At 63.7% G+C, this 18667-nt stretch carries 12 protein-coding genes; 3 read left to right on the top strand and 9 right to left on the bottom strand.

All coding sequences use genetic code 11. The features are described from left to right. The gene (locus NTD80_RS29440; RefSeq protein WP_262135771.1) at positions 1 to 927 is read left to right on the top strand and encodes a carbon-nitrogen hydrolase family protein; all 927 of its coding nucleotides are present in this window, start codon (positions 1 to 3) and stop codon (positions 925 to 927) included. A gap of 697 nt (positions 928 to 1624) precedes the next feature. On the opposite strand, the gene NTD80_RS29435 is transcribed toward NTD80_RS29440, so the two are convergent. From NTD80_RS29435 to NTD80_RS29405, 7 genes are all read right to left on the bottom strand, one after another. Further along, positions 1625 to 3265 (bottom strand): BatD family protein, encoded by a 1641-nt coding sequence (locus NTD80_RS29435; RefSeq protein WP_065907885.1) that lies wholly within the window; start codon positions 3263 to 3265, stop codon positions 1625 to 1627. Continuing rightward, the gene (locus NTD80_RS29430; RefSeq protein ID WP_262135770.1) at positions 3262 to 5001 is read right to left on the bottom strand and encodes a tetratricopeptide repeat protein; all 1740 of its coding nucleotides are present in this window, start codon (positions 4999 to 5001) and stop codon (positions 3262 to 3264) included. The genes NTD80_RS29435 and NTD80_RS29430 overlap by 4 nt, the downstream gene beginning before the upstream one ends. Then, positions 4998 to 6086, bottom strand: coding sequence for a vWA domain-containing protein (locus tag NTD80_RS29425; RefSeq protein ID WP_106803625.1), 1089 nt, complete (start codon positions 6084 to 6086; stop codon positions 4998 to 5000). Before NTD80_RS29425 ends, NTD80_RS29430 begins: the two co-directional genes overlap by 4 nt. Further along, the gene (locus NTD80_RS29420; RefSeq protein ID WP_262135769.1) at positions 6079 to 6573 is read right to left on the bottom strand and encodes a DUF4381 domain-containing protein; all 495 of its coding nucleotides are present in this window, start codon (positions 6571 to 6573) and stop codon (positions 6079 to 6081) included. The genes NTD80_RS29425 and NTD80_RS29420 overlap by 8 nt, the downstream gene beginning before the upstream one ends. Further along, positions 6570 to 7502, bottom strand: a complete 933-nt coding sequence (locus NTD80_RS29415; protein ID WP_049712996.1) for a DUF58 domain-containing protein — start codon at positions 7500 to 7502, stop codon at positions 6570 to 6572. Before NTD80_RS29415 ends, NTD80_RS29420 begins: the two co-directional genes overlap by 4 nt. Before the next feature lie 5 nt (positions 7503 to 7507). Next, on the bottom strand, positions 7508 to 8467 hold the full coding sequence (locus NTD80_RS29410; protein ID WP_003174327.1) for an AAA family ATPase: 960 nt from the start codon (positions 8465 to 8467) through the stop codon (positions 7508 to 7510). Between the two features lie 516 nt (positions 8468 to 8983). After that, positions 8984 to 9337, bottom strand: a complete 354-nt coding sequence (locus tag NTD80_RS29405) for a hypothetical protein (protein ID WP_262135768.1) — start codon at positions 9335 to 9337, stop codon at positions 8984 to 8986. 493 nt (positions 9338 to 9830) lie between these two features. On the opposite strand from NTD80_RS29405, the gene NTD80_RS29400 reads away from it, so the two are divergent. Then, entirely contained in the window at positions 9831 to 14699 is a 4869-nt protein-coding gene (locus NTD80_RS29400) for an NAD-glutamate dehydrogenase (RefSeq protein WP_065907896.1), read from the top strand. A gap of 48 nt (positions 14700 to 14747) precedes the next feature. On the opposite strand, the gene NTD80_RS29395 is transcribed toward NTD80_RS29400, so the two are convergent. After that, a complete protein-coding gene (locus tag NTD80_RS29395) occupies positions 14748 to 15359 on the bottom strand; it encodes a hypothetical protein (RefSeq protein WP_262135767.1) in 612 nt (203 codons plus the stop codon). 145 nt (positions 15360 to 15504) lie between these two features. On the opposite strand from NTD80_RS29395, the gene NTD80_RS29390 reads away from it, so the two are divergent. Then, a complete protein-coding gene (locus NTD80_RS29390; protein ID WP_262135766.1) occupies positions 15505 to 16083 on the top strand; it encodes a TIGR00730 family Rossman fold protein in 579 nt (192 codons plus the stop codon). A 137-nt stretch (positions 16084 to 16220) separates the two neighbouring features. Here NTD80_RS29390 and NTD80_RS29385 read toward each other — a convergent pair whose 3' ends face one another. Continuing rightward, positions 16221 to 18635 carry a TonB-dependent siderophore receptor gene (locus tag NTD80_RS29385; protein ID WP_262135765.1) on the bottom strand — a complete coding sequence of 805 codons (2415 nt, stop codon included), beginning with the start codon at positions 18633 to 18635 and terminating at the stop codon, positions 16221 to 16223. Positions 18636 to 18667: the final 32 nt, after the last annotated feature.

Below are 18667 nucleotides of genomic sequence, written 5' to 3'. Positions count from 1 at the left end.
ATGCCTGTTTCTACCGTGGCCGCTTTGCAAATTGGCGCATTACCGGGCGGTAAAGCCCAAACCCTTGAGCAGATCCTGGGCTATGAGGACGAGATCCTGCGCAGTGGCGCGAAGCTGGTGGTGATGCCCGAAGCCTTGCTCGGTGGCTACCCCAAAGGCGAAGGCTTCGGCACCCAGTTGGGCTATCGCCTGCCCGAGGGCCGCGAAGCCTTTGCCCGCTATTTCGCCAATGCCATCGACGTGCCTGGCGCAGAGACCGAGGCCTTGGCCGGCCTGGCAGCGCGCACCGGCGCGAGCCTGGTCATCGGCGTGATCGAACGCAGCGCCAGCACGTTGTATTGCACCGTGCTGTATTTCGAACCCACCGGCGGCCTCGTGGCCAAGCACCGCAAGTTGATGCCCACCGGCACCGAACGGCTGATCTGGGGCAAGGGCGACGGCTCGACCTTGCCGGTGATTGACACCGCGGTCGGCCGCGTCGGCGGCGCGGTGTGCTGGGAAAACATGATGCCGCTGCTGCGCACCGCGATGTACGCCAAGGGCGTGGAGGTGTGGTGTGCGCCGACGGTGGATGAGCGCGAGATGTGGCAGGTCAGCATGCGTCATGTGGCGCATGAAGGGCGCTGCTTTGTGGTCAGTGCGTGCCAGGTACAGGCCTCGCCCGAGGCATTGGGCATCGAGGTTGCCAACTGGCCGGCGGAGCGGCCGCTGATCGCGGGCGGCAGCGTGATTGTCGGGCCGATGGGCGACATCCTCGCCGGGCCGTTGCTGGGAGGTGCCGGGCTGCTGACAGCCCAGATCGACACCGATGACCTGGTGCGCGCGCGGTATGACTACGACGTGGTAGGGCACTACGCGCGTCCGGATATTTTCGAGCTGGTGGTGGATGAACGCGCCAAGCCAGGCGTGCGCTACATCACCGACTAACACACAGGTAAGCCCTGTAGCACCTGGCTTGCCGGCGATAGCGGTGTGTCAGCAACACCTCCAGTGGCTGACACGCCGCCTTCGCGGGCAAGCCCGCTCCCACAGTTTGAACCGTGCCCACTATGGCCCGGGGATTCTGCATGGATCTGGATGCCAACCGCTACAAAGCCAATGACGGGCATGGCTAGGCGTTGCACTAACCCTGTGGGAGCGGGCTTGCCCGCGAATGCGGTAGGTCAGGCAAATCAACAATGACTGACACGCCGCTTTCGCGGGCAAGCTCGCTCCCACAGTTTGAACCGTGCCCACTATGGCCCGGGGATTCTGCATGGATCTGGATGCCAACCGCTCCAAAGCCAATGACGGGCATGGCTGGGCGTTGCACTAACCCCTGTGGGAGCGGGCTTGCCCGCGGAGGCGCTGGGTCAGGCAAATCATCAGTGACTGACACGCCGCTTTCGCGGGCAAGCCCGCTCCCACAGTTTGAACCGTGCCCACTATGGCCCAGGGATTCTGCATGGATCTGGATGCCAATCGCTCCAGAGCCAATGACGGGCATGGCTAGGCGTTGCGCTGACTCCTGTGGGAGCGGGCTTGCCCGCGGAGGCGCTGGGTCAGGCAAATCATCAGTGACTGACACACCGCTTTCGCGGGCAAGCCCGCTCCCACAGGGTTTTGTGGTGTGGCTGAGTCCGGCTTACTTGGGGTACAGCGGCGGCAGGCTGGTGGTATCGGTCGCCGGATCGAGTTCACGCTCGGCCATCGGGATGGCCTTGATCGCGCGCCACAGGTCTTCGCCCAGCCAGTACTGGCCGCTCTCGCTGTACAGCGCACCATTCAGGCCATCCAGCGCATCCGACAACGGCACAAAGCGCGCGGCCATGTCCGCCAGGGTTTCCGGCTGCTGGCGCGCCCAGGCATCCAGCGCCTGGCGCGTGGCTTGCGGGTCGTTGGCCTGGGTGGCGCGCTTGAGGTCGTCGAGCAGGGAGCGCGGGCTCGGGCCGGTTTGCGCCGCGCGCAGCACCGCCGGCTGCCAGCGTGCACGCCACCACAGGCCGAAGCCCAACAAGGTGGTGCAGGCCAGAATCAGCGTACTCAGTTGCCACAGCCACAGGCGGCTGTCGTCCGGAGCGGTGATGATGGTCGGCGTGGCGGGGGTGTCCACCACCAGGCTCGGGTTGTTCGCCACTTGCAGGGTGCGCGCCGGCAGGCTGGTGCGTTCCAGATGGTCTTCGTGGGTGTTCCACCACACCACTTCGACGGCGGGCAACTCCAGGGCGCCGACGCGATTGGGCACCAAGGCTTCACGGTCTTCACGGCTACCGATCAGGCCGCGGTCGTTGGTCTGGTTGCCAAGCACCGGCTGGTCCGGGTAACGCCGCAGGCCGTTGATGTCGGTGCTGGGCAGGGCCGGCAGTTGCGCACTGGACAAACCTTCGGCCTTGACCGTGAGGCTGCGGGTCAGCGAGTCGCCGACCTGCACGTGTTCGGGCTCGGGGTTCCAGCTTTCGCTCAGGGTCAGGCTGCGTGCCGGCAGCCAGGCGGCGTCGGCGGGGTAGAGCTCCGGCTTGGGTTTGACCGTCAGCGACAAGGGCGTCGAACTCACGTGGATCAGCTTGCCGGGCTTGGTGCCCTGCAAGGTGTTTTCCTGTGGCGGGCGCGATTCCACCAGGGTCGCGCTGAAGGTCTGGGCGGGAACCTCCAGGGCGCCGCTGTGTTGCGGGTAGATCGCGTAGCGGGTTTCGATCACGCCATGGCGAATGCTGTTGATGACTTTCTCGTAGGTGCGCGACTCGCCCAACTGCTCGACCCGCGCATCCGGGATCTGCAACGGCGTGAGGCTGCTGTCGTCATACAGCGACACCGAGTGGTACACGCGCACGGTCAACAGTGCCTGGGCCTGCACGTACACGCTGGTCTGGTCGAGATTGGCCTCGACGAACACCGGCGCCAGTTCCGCGCTGCTGTCCTGGCTGGTGGTTTCGACCACTTGCAGGCTGATCGGCTGGGTCTTGTACTCGCCAACTTGCAGGGGCGGGATCACCACGGTGCCGTTTTGCTTGGGCAGCAGGGTGATGATCCAGCGCGTGGTGGCGTGGTTGTCGCCGCCCAGGGTGGTGAGCTGGTTGAGTTGGCGCGTGCCGCTGACTTCGAACTGCTCGTCCAGCGGTGACAGGTCGGGTTTGCCGAACTGGGTAACGTCGCTGGATTCCACCGTCAGCTCTACCGTCTCGCCGGAATTGAGGCGGCTGCGGTCGACACTGGCGACCAGGCTCGCCGCCTGGGCGTGGCCTGCCGACAGCGCGAGCAAAAGCAGTAGGGTCGTGCGGCGGCTCATCGAGTCTTGTCCTGATGTTGTTGCTGTTCGTACCAGAATTTACGCCGCAGCAGTTCGCCGGGGTTGTCCGGAATCTCCCGCAGCCACTGCTCCAGCGCTTGGCGATGTTCACCGTCGAGGCTGGCGTCGGCAGGGCGCAGTGGCGGGGTGGTGGTCTGCTCATCCCCGAGTTCGCTGCCCGGTACTTCGTTACCGCCGGGTTGTGGCGTGGCGCTGGCCTTGGTATCACCGGTGCCGGCTTCGCCCTGTCCCTGGGACGACTGCTCACCACCCGTGGCACTTTGCCCGCTGGCGCCTGGTTGCGCAGTTTGGCCGGGTTGCGTGGTTTCGTCATCCTGGTTTTTTGCAGGTTTTTGCGGCTCGGGGTTTGCCTGTTCCTGCATCAGGGTTTCCACCAGGGCCTTGTTTTTCAGGGCCGGCTGCAGGTCCGGCTGGGCTTCCAGGGCCTGTTCGTAGGCATCGATCGCCGCCTCCAGCTCGCCCGACTTAGCCAGGGCGTTGCCACGATTGTAGTGGGCGTAGGCGTCATTGCTCTGGGCGAAACGCTTGATGGCCTCGGCATAGTTGCCGGCTTCGTACAGCGCGACGCCTTGCCATTGCGGATCTTCGAAGTGCTCCGCGGCTTCGGCGGGGCGTTTTTTCTTCAGCAGGTATTGGCCTTGCTGGTCTGGGCGCAGCCACAGGTCCTGCAGGCCGAAGGCATAGCTGGGTTGCGGTGCAACCAACAGCAGCAGCGGCAGGCAGAACAGCCAGCCACGCCGCCCGGCGCAGGCCGCGAGCAGCAACAGCGGGAGCAGCAGCCAATAACCCTGGTCGGCCCAGGTGTCGAGGTGCAGCAGTTGGCCGTCGTTGCGCAGGGTCTGCGGCGGGTCCAGCACGCCGAGCTGGCGCAGGTCTTTGTCGTCCAGGCGCGCGGCGCGGTAACGGCCGCCCATTTCGCTGGCGAAGGCCTTGAGCGTCGGGCTGTCGAGGCGCGGCACCAGGATCGCGCCCTGTTCGTCCTTGAGGAATTCGCCGCTTTCCTGAGTCACCGGCGTGCCTTCGCGGCTGCCGATGCCGAGGATCGACAGGCTCGGCGCCTGGCCGCTTTGCAGCAACAGGCGGATGCCTTGGCGTTCCTGTTTGGACAAGGAAGAACCGATCAGCAACAGCCGGCCCTGGCCCAGGCCACCTTGCTTGAGCAGGCCCAGGGCTTTTTCCACCGCGAGGTCAGCGCGGTGGCCTACTTCGGGCATCAGCGAGGGGCGCAGCGCATCGAGCAGGTTGCGGCTGGTGGCCAGGTCGTCGGACAGCGGCACCAGCGTGTGGGCACTGCCGGCGTACACGACGATGGCGGTTTGCGCATCCGTGCGCGCCTGCAACAGGTCATACAGCTTGCGCCGCGCCTGTTCCAGGCGGTTTGGCGGACTGTCGGTGGCGAGCATCTCCGGGGTCAGTTCCAGCAGCACCACCAAGGGATCAGAAGGTTTCTGGCTCGACTGTTCGACCCGCTGCCAGCTGGGGCCAAGCAATGCCAGCACGGCCAGCAGCCAGGCGATGCCGAGCACCACCCACGGCGATTTGCTTTCGCGGCCATTGCCGCCGCTGAGCAGCATCGCATGAAAGGCCGGCGGCAGGATCATCTGCCAGCGCCCGGCGCGTTTTTGCCGGTGCCACAGTTGCCACAGCAGCCAGCCGAGCAGGGGCAGCAGCAATAGCCACCAGGGACGGAACCAGTGCGGCCACAGGTCGATCATCGACGCCTCCGCAGACGCAGGCGTTTGAGGCGCTGGCGCCATTCGGGATGCTGTTGCAGGAAACGCCCACGGGTCGACAATTTGTTCAACAACCGTTGCAGCGCGTTGTTCGGCCAGCGTTCCTGGATCACCAGCAGCATGCTCAATACCAGTGCCAGGGCCAGCGGCGCGCTGTACAGCGCGAGTGCCGGGCGGGCCTGGGTCGGTTGCTGTTCGACCGGTTCGAGTTTGTCGAGGGTGTCCTTGATCGCTTGCAGCTCTTCGCCGTCGCGGGCGCGGAAGTACTGCCCGCCGGTGGCCTCGGCAATCGCCTTGAGCGCGGGCTCATCGAGGTCCAGGCTCGGGTTGACGCCGAGGATGCCCAGTGAGCCGGTTTGCTCAGGGTCGGCGCCGATGCCGATCGGGTAGATCTTCACGCCTTCTTCAGCGGCCAGGCGCGCGGCGGTCAGCGGGTCGATCTGCCCGGCGTTGTTGGCGCCGTCGGTGACCAGGATCAGCACGCGGCTTTGCGCCGGGCGCTGGCGCAGGCGTTTCAAGGCCAGGCCGATGGCGTCGCCGATCGCAGTGTTCTTGCCGGCGATGCCGATGCGCGCCTCGTCCAACCAGGTGCGCACGGTGTGGCGGTCAAAGGTCAGCGGCGCCTGCAGGTAGGCCTGGCTGCCGAACAGGATCAGGCCGACGCGATCACCTTCGCGTTCTTCCAGGAAGTCGCCGAGCAGATGCTTGACCAGGCTCAGGCGGCTGACGTCATCGTCCTGCCAGTGCATGTCGGGAAAATCCATCGAGCCGGACACGTCCACCGCCACCAGCAGGTCGCGGCCACTGGCGGCGATTGGCAATGGCTCGCCGAGCCATTCCGGGCGCGCGGCGGCGGTCAACAGCAGCAGCCACAGGACCACGAACGGTGCCTGTTGGCGCCAACCCGGCAGATTGACACGGGCACGGCGCCGGGCCAGGCCTTCGAGGTCGCTGAGGTAGCTGACCTTGAGGGCCGGCTCGCCGCTGTCGGCCACCGGCAACACCAGGCGCATCAGCCACGGCAAGGGCAACAGGATGAAGATCCACGGCCAGGCGAACTCAAACATGTTTGCGAATCCAGGTGTCGACGGCCTGGGTGAGGCCGGCGATGGCCTTGTCGTCGAGTTTGCATTCGGGTTTGTAGGCGCCTTCGACCAACACCATCCAGCGCGTCAGGCCGGCGGCGGGGCAGCGGTTGTCGAGGAATGCCAGCCATTTGCGGCCGTTGAGGGTGTGGCTTTGGCTATAGGGGTAGTCGTTGCGGCACAGGCGCTTGAGCAGGCCGTTGAGTTGTTGCAGCCAGGCACCGGCAGGGGCGCCGTCGTAGGGCTTGGGCATCAGCGCCAGCTCCGCCAGGGCGGCGATGCGCAACGGATCCAGCGGTTGTTCGGCGCGCGCCACGGGACGCCGCGCAGGCAGGAAACGCCGCAGCGACCACAGGCCCCAAGCGAGCAACGGGATGATCACCAGCAACAGCCACCAACCCGGCGCAGGCGGCCAGAAGCCGATGGTCGGCGGCGCGATCAGCGGTTGCAGCTGGTCGAGGCTGCTCATTGCTTTTTAACCGGGCGTTGAGGGTTGAGGTACTCGCGCAGTTGCTCGACCATTTCACTCTGGGTGCTCAGGGGCATCAGCAGGATGCGCAGTTTTTGCGCGAGCAGTTCCCAGCGGGCGATGCGCGCTTCGGCCTGGGCCTTGTAGGCCTGGCGCAGGTCGAAGTTGAGCGTGTCCAACTCCAGCTGCGCGCCGCGTTCGGCAAAGCGCAGCAGACCGGCGGCGGGCAGGGCGTGGTCGAGCGGGTCGGAAATCGGCAACAGCAGCAGGTCGCAATGGCGTGACAACAGGCTCAGTTGTTGTTCGGCGCCTTCGGTCAGCGCGCGCTCGTCGCAAATCACGATAACCAGGCTGCCCGGGCGCAGCACTTCGCGGCCCCGACGCAGGGCCATGCCCAGGGCGTCGGCTTCCGGGCGGCTTTCGGTGTTGAGGCTCTGGTTGACGCGCACCAGGCGGTTGAGCAGTTGCAGCAGGCTTTGCTTGCTGCGTCGCGGTTTGATTTCGTAGTGCTCGCTGTCGCCGAACACCAGCCCGCCCACGCGGTCGTTATGCCCCAGCGCGGCCCAGCCGATCAGGCTGGCGGCCTGGGCGGCGAGCACCGATTTGAACATCTGCCCCGAGCCGAAAAACAGCCGGCAACTTTGCTCGACCATGATGAAAATCGGCCGTTCGCGTTCTTCGTGGAACAGTTTGGTGTGCGGCTCCTGGGTGCGTGCGGTGACGCGCCAGTCGATGGTGCGCACATCGTCACCGGCCTGGTACACGCGCACCTGGTCGAAGTCGACACCGCGCCCGCGCAATTTGGAGTGATGCAAGCCGATCAGCGGGCTGCGCTGGCTGGGGGTGGAAAACAGCTGCACTTCGCGCACGCGATGGCGCATCTCAATCAATTCGCTGAGTGTGACGCGGATTCCATCGCTAGCGTTCATGGGGTTCAAGCGACGGCAACGACGTCGAGAATGCGTTGCACCACGCGGTCCTGGTCAATGCCGGCCGCTTCGGCCTCGAACGACAGAATGATGCGGTGGCGCAGCACGTCGAACAGCACCGCCTGGATATCCTCCGGGCTGACAAAGTCGCGCCCGGCCAGCCAGGCATGGGCGCGTGCGCAGCGGTCGAGGGCGATGGAACCACGCGGGCTGGCGCCGTAGGCGATCCACTCGGCCATCTCCGGGTCGAACTTGGCCGGGGTGCGCGTGGCCATGACCAGTTGCACCAGGTATTCCTCCACCGCATCGGCCATGTACAGGCCGAGGATTTCCTTGCGCGCGGCGAAGATCGCCTGCTGGCTGACGCGGCGCTCGGGCTTGGTCTCGCCGTTGAGCGCCTCGCCGCGCGCCTGCTGCAGGATGCGCCGCTCGACGGCGGCATCGGGGAAGCCGATCTTGACGTGCATCAGGAAGCGGTCGAGCTGGGCTTCGGGCAACGGGTAGGTGCCTTCCTGCTCGATGGGGTTTTGCGTGGCCATCACCAGAAACAGTGGGGACAGGTCGTAGGTACTGCGCCCGACGCTGACCTGGCGCTCGGCCATCGCCTCCAGCAACGCCGACTGCACCTTGGCCGGGGCACGGTTGATTTCGTCGGCCAGCACCAGGTTGTGGAAGATCGGCCCTTGCTGGAACACGAAACTGCCGGTTTCCGGGCGATAGATCTCGGTGCCGGTGATGTCGGCTGGCAATAGATCGGGGGTGAACTGGATACGATGGAACTGCGCTTCGATGCCTTCGGCCAGCTCTTTGATCGCCTTGGTCTTGGCCAGGCCCGGTGCACCTTCGACCAGCATATGGCCGTCGGCGAGCAGGGCGATCAGCAGGCGATCGATGAGTTTTTCCTGGCCGAGAATCTGCGTAGAAAGAAAGGTTCGCAGCGCGAGCAGCGCTTCACGATGTTCCATCGATGACGGTTCCTGGAGAGATGAGCCTGTACGTCTTGCAACAAACGACAGCCTGGGGCGCCTACTTTAATGCATGGCAGGGGGCGGCGACTAACGGCGTGACGAGTATTTTTGGGAAAACTTGTAGGAATTTTGTGTGGGCGCGCAAATTGCTCCTTTGTGCTGTGGCAAGCGGGCTTCCTTGGCAAGCAGGCTACTGGCGCTATCCGGCTTCCTATGACTATCCGGCTTCCTGTGGTGAGCGGGCTTGTTGTGGCAATAGGGCTTCTTGTGGCAGTAGGGCTTATTGTGGCAATTGGGATTTTTGTGGCAATAGGGCTTTTTTGTGGTGAGCGGGCTTGCCCCGCGTTGGGCTGCGAAGCGGCCCTAAAACCAGAGAACGCGGTCCCCCTGGATGAACGCGGCGATCTTGATGGGGCTGCTGCGCAGCCCAACGCGGGGCAAGCCCGCTCACCACAACAGGCCCCGTTCACCACACAACAAGCGCTCACCACAACAAGCCCGCTTGCCCGGCCACTACGTCCGGATAAACGTACCCGTGCCTTTGAGGATGTTCTGCAAGGTCGCTTCAACTTCGGCCAGGTCCGAGGCAGCAGTGCCATGGCTGATCTGCAGTTGATCCTTGCCACCCAGTGCATCGGCATCGCCGGCAGCGAGTTCGACCAGCAATGCCGTGTCACTCAGGATGACCTTCAGACCATCCAGGGTCGACGGCTCGTAGTCCCAAGTCAGCTCGACTTCGTCTTCGTCGGGGTAACGGGTGAGCATGAACATCTCGCCGTTTTTGCCGTGGCAGCAGAGCATGGCCATGTTGTCTTCTTCTTCGTCGCACGGAGTGGCCATCAGGGCGTCGGTCTTGATTTGCAGCATGGGGAATCCTGTCTGGAGTAGGGCGTTGCGCGGGCAATTGTGCCATTACGGCGAATTTTGTGCTGCATCCCGTGTCAGACCCAGTGCATGACCTGACGGGCTGAATCAGTCATTTCCGGTACTCGCAGGCGGGGAAAACCCCTGTTTTTCTGCGAAAAAATCCGGGTTGCCCAAGTCGCAACCACTGGCCTGCTTACCGATGACCGAATATGTCGCAGCGTCGCAAGCAGCTGTCTTCCTACAGTCGTTAAGCTGCGCAACGGATGTGCATGTGCCAGGCGCCTGACCTGCCCGTCGTACCGTCACCTGGCAAGGTGCGCATCTTATGGAAGTTGTATGTGACCTCATTGTCTTGTCCAGCTTCACCCACCTGTCACCCTGATTCGTTTAAGGTACTTAGCCACTTGTATCGACGAACAGAGCTGACGGTCTCCCCGCAAGGGGATAACACGCGACGCTTCCATCAATAACAAGCCCAAGCGGAGTACCACAGATGGCGTTCTTCACCGCAGCCAGCAAGGCCGACTTCCAGCATCAACTGCAAGCGGCACTGGCGCAGCACATCAGTGAACAGGCACTGCCACAAGTGGCGCTGTTCGCTGAACAATTCTTCGGCATCATTTCCCTGGACGAACTGACCCAGCGTCGCCTTTCCGACCTGGCCGGTTGCACCCTGTCTGCCTGGCGCCTGCTTGAGCGCTTTGATCACACCCAACCGCAAGTGCGGGTCTACAACCCCGATTACGAACGTCATGGCTGGCAGTCGACCCACACCGCGGTCGAAGTGCTGCACCATGACCTGCCGTTCCTGGTCGACTCGGTGCGTACCGAGCTGAACCGCCGCGGCTACAGCATCCACACCCTGCAGACCACCGTGCTCAGCGTACGCCGTGGCAGCAAGGGCGAGCTGCTGGAAATCCTGCCCAAGGGCACCCAGGGCGAAGGCATCCAGCAAGAATCGCTGATGTACCTGGAAATCGACCGCTGCGCCAACGCCGCCGAACTGAACGTGCTGAGCAAAGAGCTTGAGCAGGTACTCGGCGAAGTGCGTGTGGCCGTGGCCGATTTCGAACCGATGAAAGCCAAGGTCCAGGACCTGCTGGCCGGTATCGACGCCAGCCAGTTCGTGATCGATGGCGAAGAAAAAGCCGAGATCAAGAACTTCCTGGAATGGCTGGTGGGCAACCACTTCACCTTCCTCGGCTATGAAGAATTCGTGGTACGTGACGAGGCGGACGGCGGTCATATCGAATATGACGCCAATTCCTTCCTCGGTCTGACCAAGCTGCTGCGCGCCGGCCTCACCGCCGATGACCTGCGCATCGAAGACTATGCCGTTGCCTACCTGCGTGAACCGACCGTGCTGTCGTTCGCCAAGGCCGCGCACCCAAGCCGCGTGCACCGCCCGGCCTACCCGGACTACGTGTCGATCCGCGAGATCGATGCCGACGGCAAGGTCATCAAGGAACACCGCTTCATGGGCCTGTACACCTCCTCGGTGTACGGCGAAAGCGTGCGGGTCATCCCGTATATCCGTCGCAAGGTCGCGGAAATCGAACGCCGCTCGGGCTTCCAGCCCAAGGCGCATTTGGGCAAGGAACTCGCCCAGGTGGTCGAAGTACTGCCGCGTGACGACCTGTTCCAGACCCCGGTCGACGAACTGTTCAGCACCGTGATGTCGATCGTGCAGATCCAGGAACGCAACAAGATCCGCGTATTCCTGCGCAAAGACCCGTACGGTCGTTTCTGCTACTGCCTGGCCTACGTGCCGCGCGATATCTATTCCACCGAAGTGCGCCAGAAGATCCAGCAAGTGCTGATGGATCGCCTGAAGGCTTCGGATTGCGAATTCTGGACCTTCTTCTCCGAATCGGTGCTGGCGCGCGTGCAGCTGATTCTGCGGGTCGACCCGAAGAACCGCCTGGACATCGACCCGCTGCAACTGGAAAAAGAAGTGGTACAGGCCTGCCGCAGCTGGCAGGACGACTACTCCAGCCTGGTCGTCGAAAGCTTCGGCGAAGCCCAGGGCACCAACGTGCTGGCCGATTTCCCGAAAGGCTTCCCAGCCGGTTACCGCGAGCGTTTTGCTGCGCACTCGGCCGTGGTCGACATGCAGCACCTCAACAGCCTCACCGAAGCCAACCCGCTGGTGATGAGCTTCTACCAGCCGCTGGGCCAGGTCTCCGGCCAGCGCGAGCTGCATTGCAAGCTCTACCACGCCGATACCCCGCTGGCACTCTCCGACGTGCTGCCGATCCTGGAAAACCTCGGCCTGCGCGTGCTGGGTGAATTCCCGTACCGCCTGCGTCACGCCAATGGCCGTGAGTTCTGGATCCATGACTTTGCGTTCATCGCCGCCGAAGGCGTGAACCTGGATATCCAGCAACTCAACGACACCCTGCAGGACGCGTTCGTGCACATCGTGCACGGCGACGCCGAGAACGATGCGTTCAACCGCCTGGTACTCACCGCCGGCCTGCCGTGGCGCGACGTGGCGCTGCTGCGTGCCTACGCGCGTTACCTCAAGCAGATCCGCCTGGGCTTCGACCTCGGCTACATCGCCAGCACCCTGAACAACCACACCGACATCGCCCGCGAGTTGACCCGGTTGTTCAAGACCCGTTTCTACCTGGCGCGCAAGCTCACCGCCGACGACCTGGAAGACAAGCAGCAACGCCTGGAACAAGCGATCCTCACCGCGCTGGACGACGTCCAGGTGCTCAACGAAGACCGCATCCTGCGTCGCTACCTGGACCTGATCAAGGCCACCCTGCGTACCAACTTCTACCAGACCGACGCCAACGGCCAGAACAAGTCGTACTTCAGCTTCAAGTTCGACCCTCGTGCGATTCCTGAGCTGCCCAAGCCGGTGCCGAAGTTTGAAATCTTCGTCTACTCGCCGCGTGTCGAAGGCGTTCACCTTCGCTTTGGCAACGTTGCGCGCGGCGGCCTGCGCTGGTCCGACCGTGAGGAAGACTTCCGTACCGAAGTGCTCGGCCTGGTAAAAGCCCAGCAAGTGAAGAACTCGGTGATCGTGCCGGTGGGTGCGAAGGGCGGCTTCCTGCCGCGTCGCCTGCCACTGGGCGGCAGCCGCGACGAGATCGCGGCCGAGGGTATCGCCTGCTACCGCATCTTCATTTCCGGCCTGCTGGACATCACCGACAACCTGAAAGACGGCGCCCTGGTGCCACCGGCCAACGTCGTGCGTCATGACGACGATGACCCGTACCTGGTAGTGGCGGCGGACAAAGGCACTGCGACCTTCTCCGACATCGCCAACGGCATCGCCATCGACTACGGCTTCTGGCTGGGCGATGCATTCGCCTCCGGTGGTTCCGCCGGTTACGACCACAAGAAAATGGGCATCACCGCCAAGGGTGCGTGGGTCGGTGTGCAGCGTCACTTCCGTGAGCGCGGCATCAATGTGCAGGAAGACAGCATCACGGTGGTCGGCGTCGGCGACATGGCCGGTGACGTGTTCGGTAACGGCCTGTTGATGTCCGACAAGCTGCAACTGGTCGCGGCCTTCAACCACCTGCACATCTTCATCGATCCAAACCCGAACCCGGCGACCAGCTTCGTCGAGCGCCAGCGCATGTTCGAGCTGCCGCGTTCGGCGTGGACCGACTACGACACCAGCATCATGTCCGAAGGCGGCGGGATCTTCTCGCGCAGCGCGAAGAGCATTGCCATCTCGCCACAGATGAAAGAGCGCTTCGACATTTCGGCCGACAAGCTGACCCCGACCGAACTGCTGAACGCCTTGCTCAAGGCGCCGGTGGACCTGTTGTGGAACGGCGGTATCGGTACGTACGTCAAGGCCAGCACCGAAAGCCACGCCGACGTCGGCGACAAGGCCAACGACGCACTGCGTGTCAACGGCAACGAGCTGCGCTGCAAGGTGGTGGGCGAGGGCGGTAACCTCGGCATGACCCAGTTGGGTCGTGTGGAATTCGGCCTCAACGGCGGCGGTTCCAACACCGACTTCATCGACAACGCCGGTGGCGTGGACTGCTCCGACCACGAAGTGAACATCAAGATCCTGCTCAACGAAGTGGTGCAGGCCGGTGACATGACCGACAAGCAGCGCAACCAGCTGCTGGCGAGCATGACCGACGAAGTCGGCCACCTGGTGTTGGGCAACAACTACAAGCAGACCCAGGCCCTGTCCCTGGCCGCCCGCAAGGCCTACGAGCGCGCAGCCGAGTACAAGCGCCTGATGAGCGACCTGGAAGGCCGTGGCAAGCTGGACCGCGCCATCGAGTACCTGCCGACCGAGGAGCAGCTTACCGAGCGCGCGTCCAACGGCAAGGGCCTGACGCGTCCGGAGCTGTCGGTGTTGATCTCCTACAGCAAGATCGACCTCAAGGAAGCGCTGCTCAAGTCGCTGGTGCCGGACGACGAATACCTGACCCGTGACATGGAGACCGCGTTCCCACCGAGCCTGGTCGCCAAGTTCTCCGAGGCCATGCGTCGTCACCGCCTGAAGCGCGAGATCGTCAGCACCCAGATCGCCAACGACCTGGTCAACCACATGGGCATCACCTTCGTGCAGCGCCTCAAGGAGTCGACCGGCATGAGCCCGGCGAACGTGGCTGGCGCCTATGTGATCGTGCGTGACATCTTCCATCTCCCGCACTGGTTCCGTCAGATCGAAGCCCTGGACCACCAGGTCTCCGCCGACGTGCAACTGGAGCTGATGGACGAGCTGATGCGCCTGGGCCGCCGTGCTACACGCTGGTTCCTGCGCAGCCGTCGCAACGAGCAGGATGCCGGGCGTGATACCGCGCACTTCGGTCCACACCTGGCCGCGTTGGGCCTCAAGCTCGACGAACTGCTGGAAGGCCCGACCCGCGAAGGCTGGCAGACCCGCTACCAGGCCTACACCGAAGCCGGCGTGCCGGAGTTGTTGGCGCGTATGGTGGCCGGTACGACGCACCTGTACACCCTGCTGCCGATCATCGAAGCCGCCGACGTGACCGGTCACGATGCCGCCGAAGTGGCGAAAGCCTACTTCGCCGTGGGCAGCGCCCTCGACTTGCCGTGGTACCTGCAGCAGATCAGCGATCTGCCAGTGGCCAACAACTGGCAGGCCCAGGCCCGCGAAGCGTTCCGCGACGACGTGGATTGGCAGCAACGCGCGATCACCATCGCGGTACTGCAAATGGCCGATGCGCCACAAGACATGGAAGCCCGCGTGGCCCTGTGGCTTGAGCAGCACCAGGACATGGCGGATCGCTGGCGCGCGATGATGGTGGAAATCCGTGCTGCGGTCGGCACGGACTACGCCATGTACGCGGTCGCCAACCGTGAACTGCTGGACCTGGCGTTGAGCGGTCAGTCGGTGCTGCAACCGGCTTGATCCCACCGCTGGACAGAAAGCCCCGCATCGTAAGATGCGGGGCTTTTTTTATGGCGTGGCAGTCCCCAGGCACGGCTGGATGACTTTTTTCAGCCCGGCGTTATTGGCTGGCAGTAAAAACGTTGCGGTCAGCGGCTTGCCCCCCTCTTGGGCCGGCACCAATGACAGTGTCAGGCTTTGACCCCGTGAGGCATCACTGGCCCAGTAGGCGAGCTCGTCGCGGTGCACGGAGCCACTGAATACAAAAAACGTGCTGACCTGGAAAACTCCGCCGTGGGTCCACACGCCATTGATCGAGTGATCGACGCTGGCACGGGTTCCCGTCGTGATGCGCAGTGGTCCGTCTTTGGCGGCACCCTTGCCTTCAAAAGGCGCGACGTCGAAGCCCAGCGACTGCGGGGAGATCTCCAGTTCAATACCCGCCGATGGGTTCTGCGGGTGACAGCTGATCACGAGGTTGGCCTTGACGCTATACCCGTCATAGGCACTGGCACCAAAGGTGCGGGCCGTCAGCATCGGAGCGTCGGCGTAAGGTTGCTCAAGCAACCAGACGGGGTGTGCCGGGGTGATCACTTGCGTGGCGTCGTCACCGAGGTGGGCATGTGCATTGAGTGCTGGAATAAAAGCGCTGGCGATCAGGGTACGGATAAGGGGGCGCATAGGGGCACTCATCGGCAAAGGAATGTTGACAGTACGGCCACCCATTCTGCCGATTGTTCGCCGACAGGGCTGTCAGTCAATACGCAAAGAACCTGGCGTGGTTTAATCCACCGGGTACTCAACAACACTCAGCAAGCGAGGGTCTATGCGACTGTGTATTTTTTCCGGCTCAAGCCCAGGCCGGTTGCCGGTGTATGCCGAAATGGCCACTCAATTGGGTGAGGCGCTCGCCAAGGCCGGTATCGGCCTGGTCTACGGCGGCGCTTCGGTAGGTTTGATGGGCGCGGTGGCCGACGCGGCGCTGGCCAGTGGCGGTGAAGTGATTGGTGTCATGCCAGCGTTTCTGGCCGATAAGGAGCTGGCCCACACCGGCCTGGCAGACCTGCGGATCGTCGGTTCCATGCATGAGCGCAAGGCGCTGATGGCGGATCTGTCCGACGGCTTTATCGCATTGCCTGGCGGCATCGGCACGTTTGAAGAGTTGTTTGAGGTGTGGACGTGGGCGCAACTGGGCCAGCACGCCAAGCCTTGCGCACTGTTGAACATCAACGGGTTTTACGATGGCTTGGCCGCCTTCCTCGACAATGTGGTCAGCGAGGCGTTTTTGCAGCCGGTGCACCGCGACATGTTGATTGTCGAGCCGAACGTGGAGCGTTTACTGGCGGCAGTGCACGACTATACGGCGCCTGCCGTGGCCAAGTGGATCAAGCGCGAGCAAACCTGAGGCCGCAAGCGCCTGGAGTCGGGTGTGGCGCAGCGCCTCTTCGCGACGCCACGTGCTGTTGATCCAGCGCCCCTTGCTACCGACTTGAGGGCAAACCCGATGGCGCGGGCCCTCGCCATCGGTTGTCAGCGGCTGCCTTACCAGTCGTAGGTCAGTGTCGCGGTCACATTGCGCCGTGGGCCGTAGTAGCACGCGGTGGTGTTGGTGCAGGCGGTGATGTAGTCCTTGTCGAACAGGTTGCTGGCATTCAGCGCGACGCGGGTGCCTTTCAAATCATTGGCCAGCTTGCCCAGGTCGTAATGCACGGCGGCGTCGAACACGGTGACGTTGCCGCTCTGGATACGGTCGCGTGCGGCGGTGGTGGAGACGGCGGAGCTGCCCCACAACACGCCGGTGTAGCGTGCGCCGGCGCCCAGGCCGAGGCCGGTGAACGGGCCGTCATCGAGGGTGTAGTCCAGCCACGCCGACGCCTGGTGGCGCGGGGTGAAGGGCAGTTCGTAGCCTTTATCGGTGTAGGCCGAGGTCACGTAGCCGCTCTGGGTGATTTCACTGTCGGTGTAGGTGTAAGAGGCAATCAGCGACAGGTTGTGGTTCAGTACCGCCTTGCCTTCCAACTCGAAGCCACGGCTGCGCGCTTCGCCGATCTGCACGGTATTGCGCATGTCGAGCGGGTCGGCCGTGGTGAGATTCTTCTGGGTCAGGGTGTAGACCGACGCGGTGATAAAGCTGTCCTGGCCCGGCGGTTGGTACTTCACGCCGGCTTCATATTGCTCGCCTTCGGTCGGCTTGAAGATCGGCGTGGTCGCGCTGACGCTGGTGTTGAGCGTCGGGTCGAACGATTGCGAGTAGCTGACGTAGGGCATCACGCCGTTGTCGAACAGGTAGCCGAGCCCCGCGCGCCAGGTGCCTTTTTCATCGTCCTGCTTGATTACGCGGTCGCGTGGCGTCGCGCGGTCCGGGCGGAAGTCGCTGGTGGACGTGGCCCAGTCGTAGCGACCGCCGAGGGTCAGGATCCAGCTATCCAGTTTGATCTGGTCCTGCAGGTAGACGCCGGTCTGCTTCTGGGTCTGGTACATATCGCGACCCACGTACTGGCCGCTGACGCTGCCGCCGTAAGTGGGGTTGTACGGGTTGATCGGGCTGAACGTGCCGTTGACTACGTCGTTGTCCAGCGCGTTGCGCCGGAAATCCAGGCCCATCAGCAGGGTATGCTCCAACGCACCGGTGTTGAAGCGCGCCTGCGCCTGGTTATCGACGTTGAAGATCTGGATGTTGCGCTTGATGTCGGAGGCCAGCCGATTGAGCACCGGGCTGGTGGCGCTGGCATAGCCGTTGTTGAACGCCGAGCGGTTCTGGATGTTTACCTTGCTCCAGCGCAGGTTCTGGCGAAGGGTCCAGGTGTCGTTCAGATGGTGCTCGAACAGGTAGCCGAGCTGGAAGCTTTCGCGGCGCAACTGATCGTAATCCGGATCGCCCAGCAGCGTGTCGCTGCCGATGTGGCCCCAGGGCGAACCCTGCTGCGAGCCTTTTTGCGGGTAGTACTGCTCGGTGGTGCCGCCCCAGTCGCGCTGGTATTGGGCAAGCAGGGTCAGCGAGGTGTCATCGTTGGGGCGCCAGGTCAGCGCGGGGGCGATGAAGTTGCGGTTGTTGTCGACGTGTTCGACCTGGGTGCCGCTGTCCTTGACCAGGCCGGTCAACCGGTAGCTCCACACGCCCTGGTCGTCCAGCGGGCCGCTGAAGTCGAAGCCCAGTTGCTTGAGGTCATGGCTGGCGCCTTGTACCTGCAGCTGATGCAGGGGCGTGGTGGTCGGCAGTTTGCTGGTGAGGTTGATCAAGCCACCGGGACGGCTCTGGCCATACAGCATCGAGCTGGGGCCGCGCAGCACTTCCACGCTTTGCAGGCCGTAGGGCTCGGACACGCTGCCCTGGCCACTTTCGCCATACGGCAGCATCAGGCCATCCTGGAACACGTAGGGCGAAAAGCCGCGCACGCGAAACTGCTCGCGGCTGTTGTTGCTGCCGGTGTATTCGCCATAGATACCGGGGGTGTAGCGCACCGCCTGGCTGACGTCCTGTACGGCCTGGTCATTCATCTGCTTGCGCGACACCACCGAGATCGACTGCGCAACTTCGGCCAGTGGCGTATCGGTCTTGGTTGCGCCACGGCTGCGCTTGACCACATAGCTGTTGTCGCCGTTCTCTTCACTGTCGAACGTGTTGGCGTTGATGCTGGTCTCGCCCAGGTTGAGGGTGCCGGAGGGCAGGGGCTTGAGCGTCAATACGCCGCCTTCGGTGGTGTCCAGGCCCAGGCCGGAACCCGACAGGGCGCGGCTCAAGGCCTGCTCGGTGCTCATGTCACCGCGGACCGCGGGCGCTTGCAGGCCGGACACCAGGCTCGGTTCATACACGATTTCACGCGCGCTTTGCTGGGCGATGCGGCCCAGGGTGGTCGCCAGGCCCGCGGGCGGCAAGTCGAAATTGGCGGCGTGGGCCAGGCCGAGCGGGGCCACCAGCAGGGCTAGCGGAAAGAGGCTACGGGTGCAGCGGGACATAACGAGGGCTCCATTGGCGGTCCGCATTCGTG

It is taken from the genome of Pseudomonas sp. 13B_2.1_Bac1, from assembly GCF_025466155.1.
Lineage (GTDB): Bacteria > Pseudomonadota > Gammaproteobacteria > Pseudomonadales > Pseudomonadaceae > Aquipseudomonas > Aquipseudomonas aylmerensis.
Note: the sequence above shows the minus strand (reverse complement) of the source record. Positions and strands in the feature narration are given on the sequence as shown.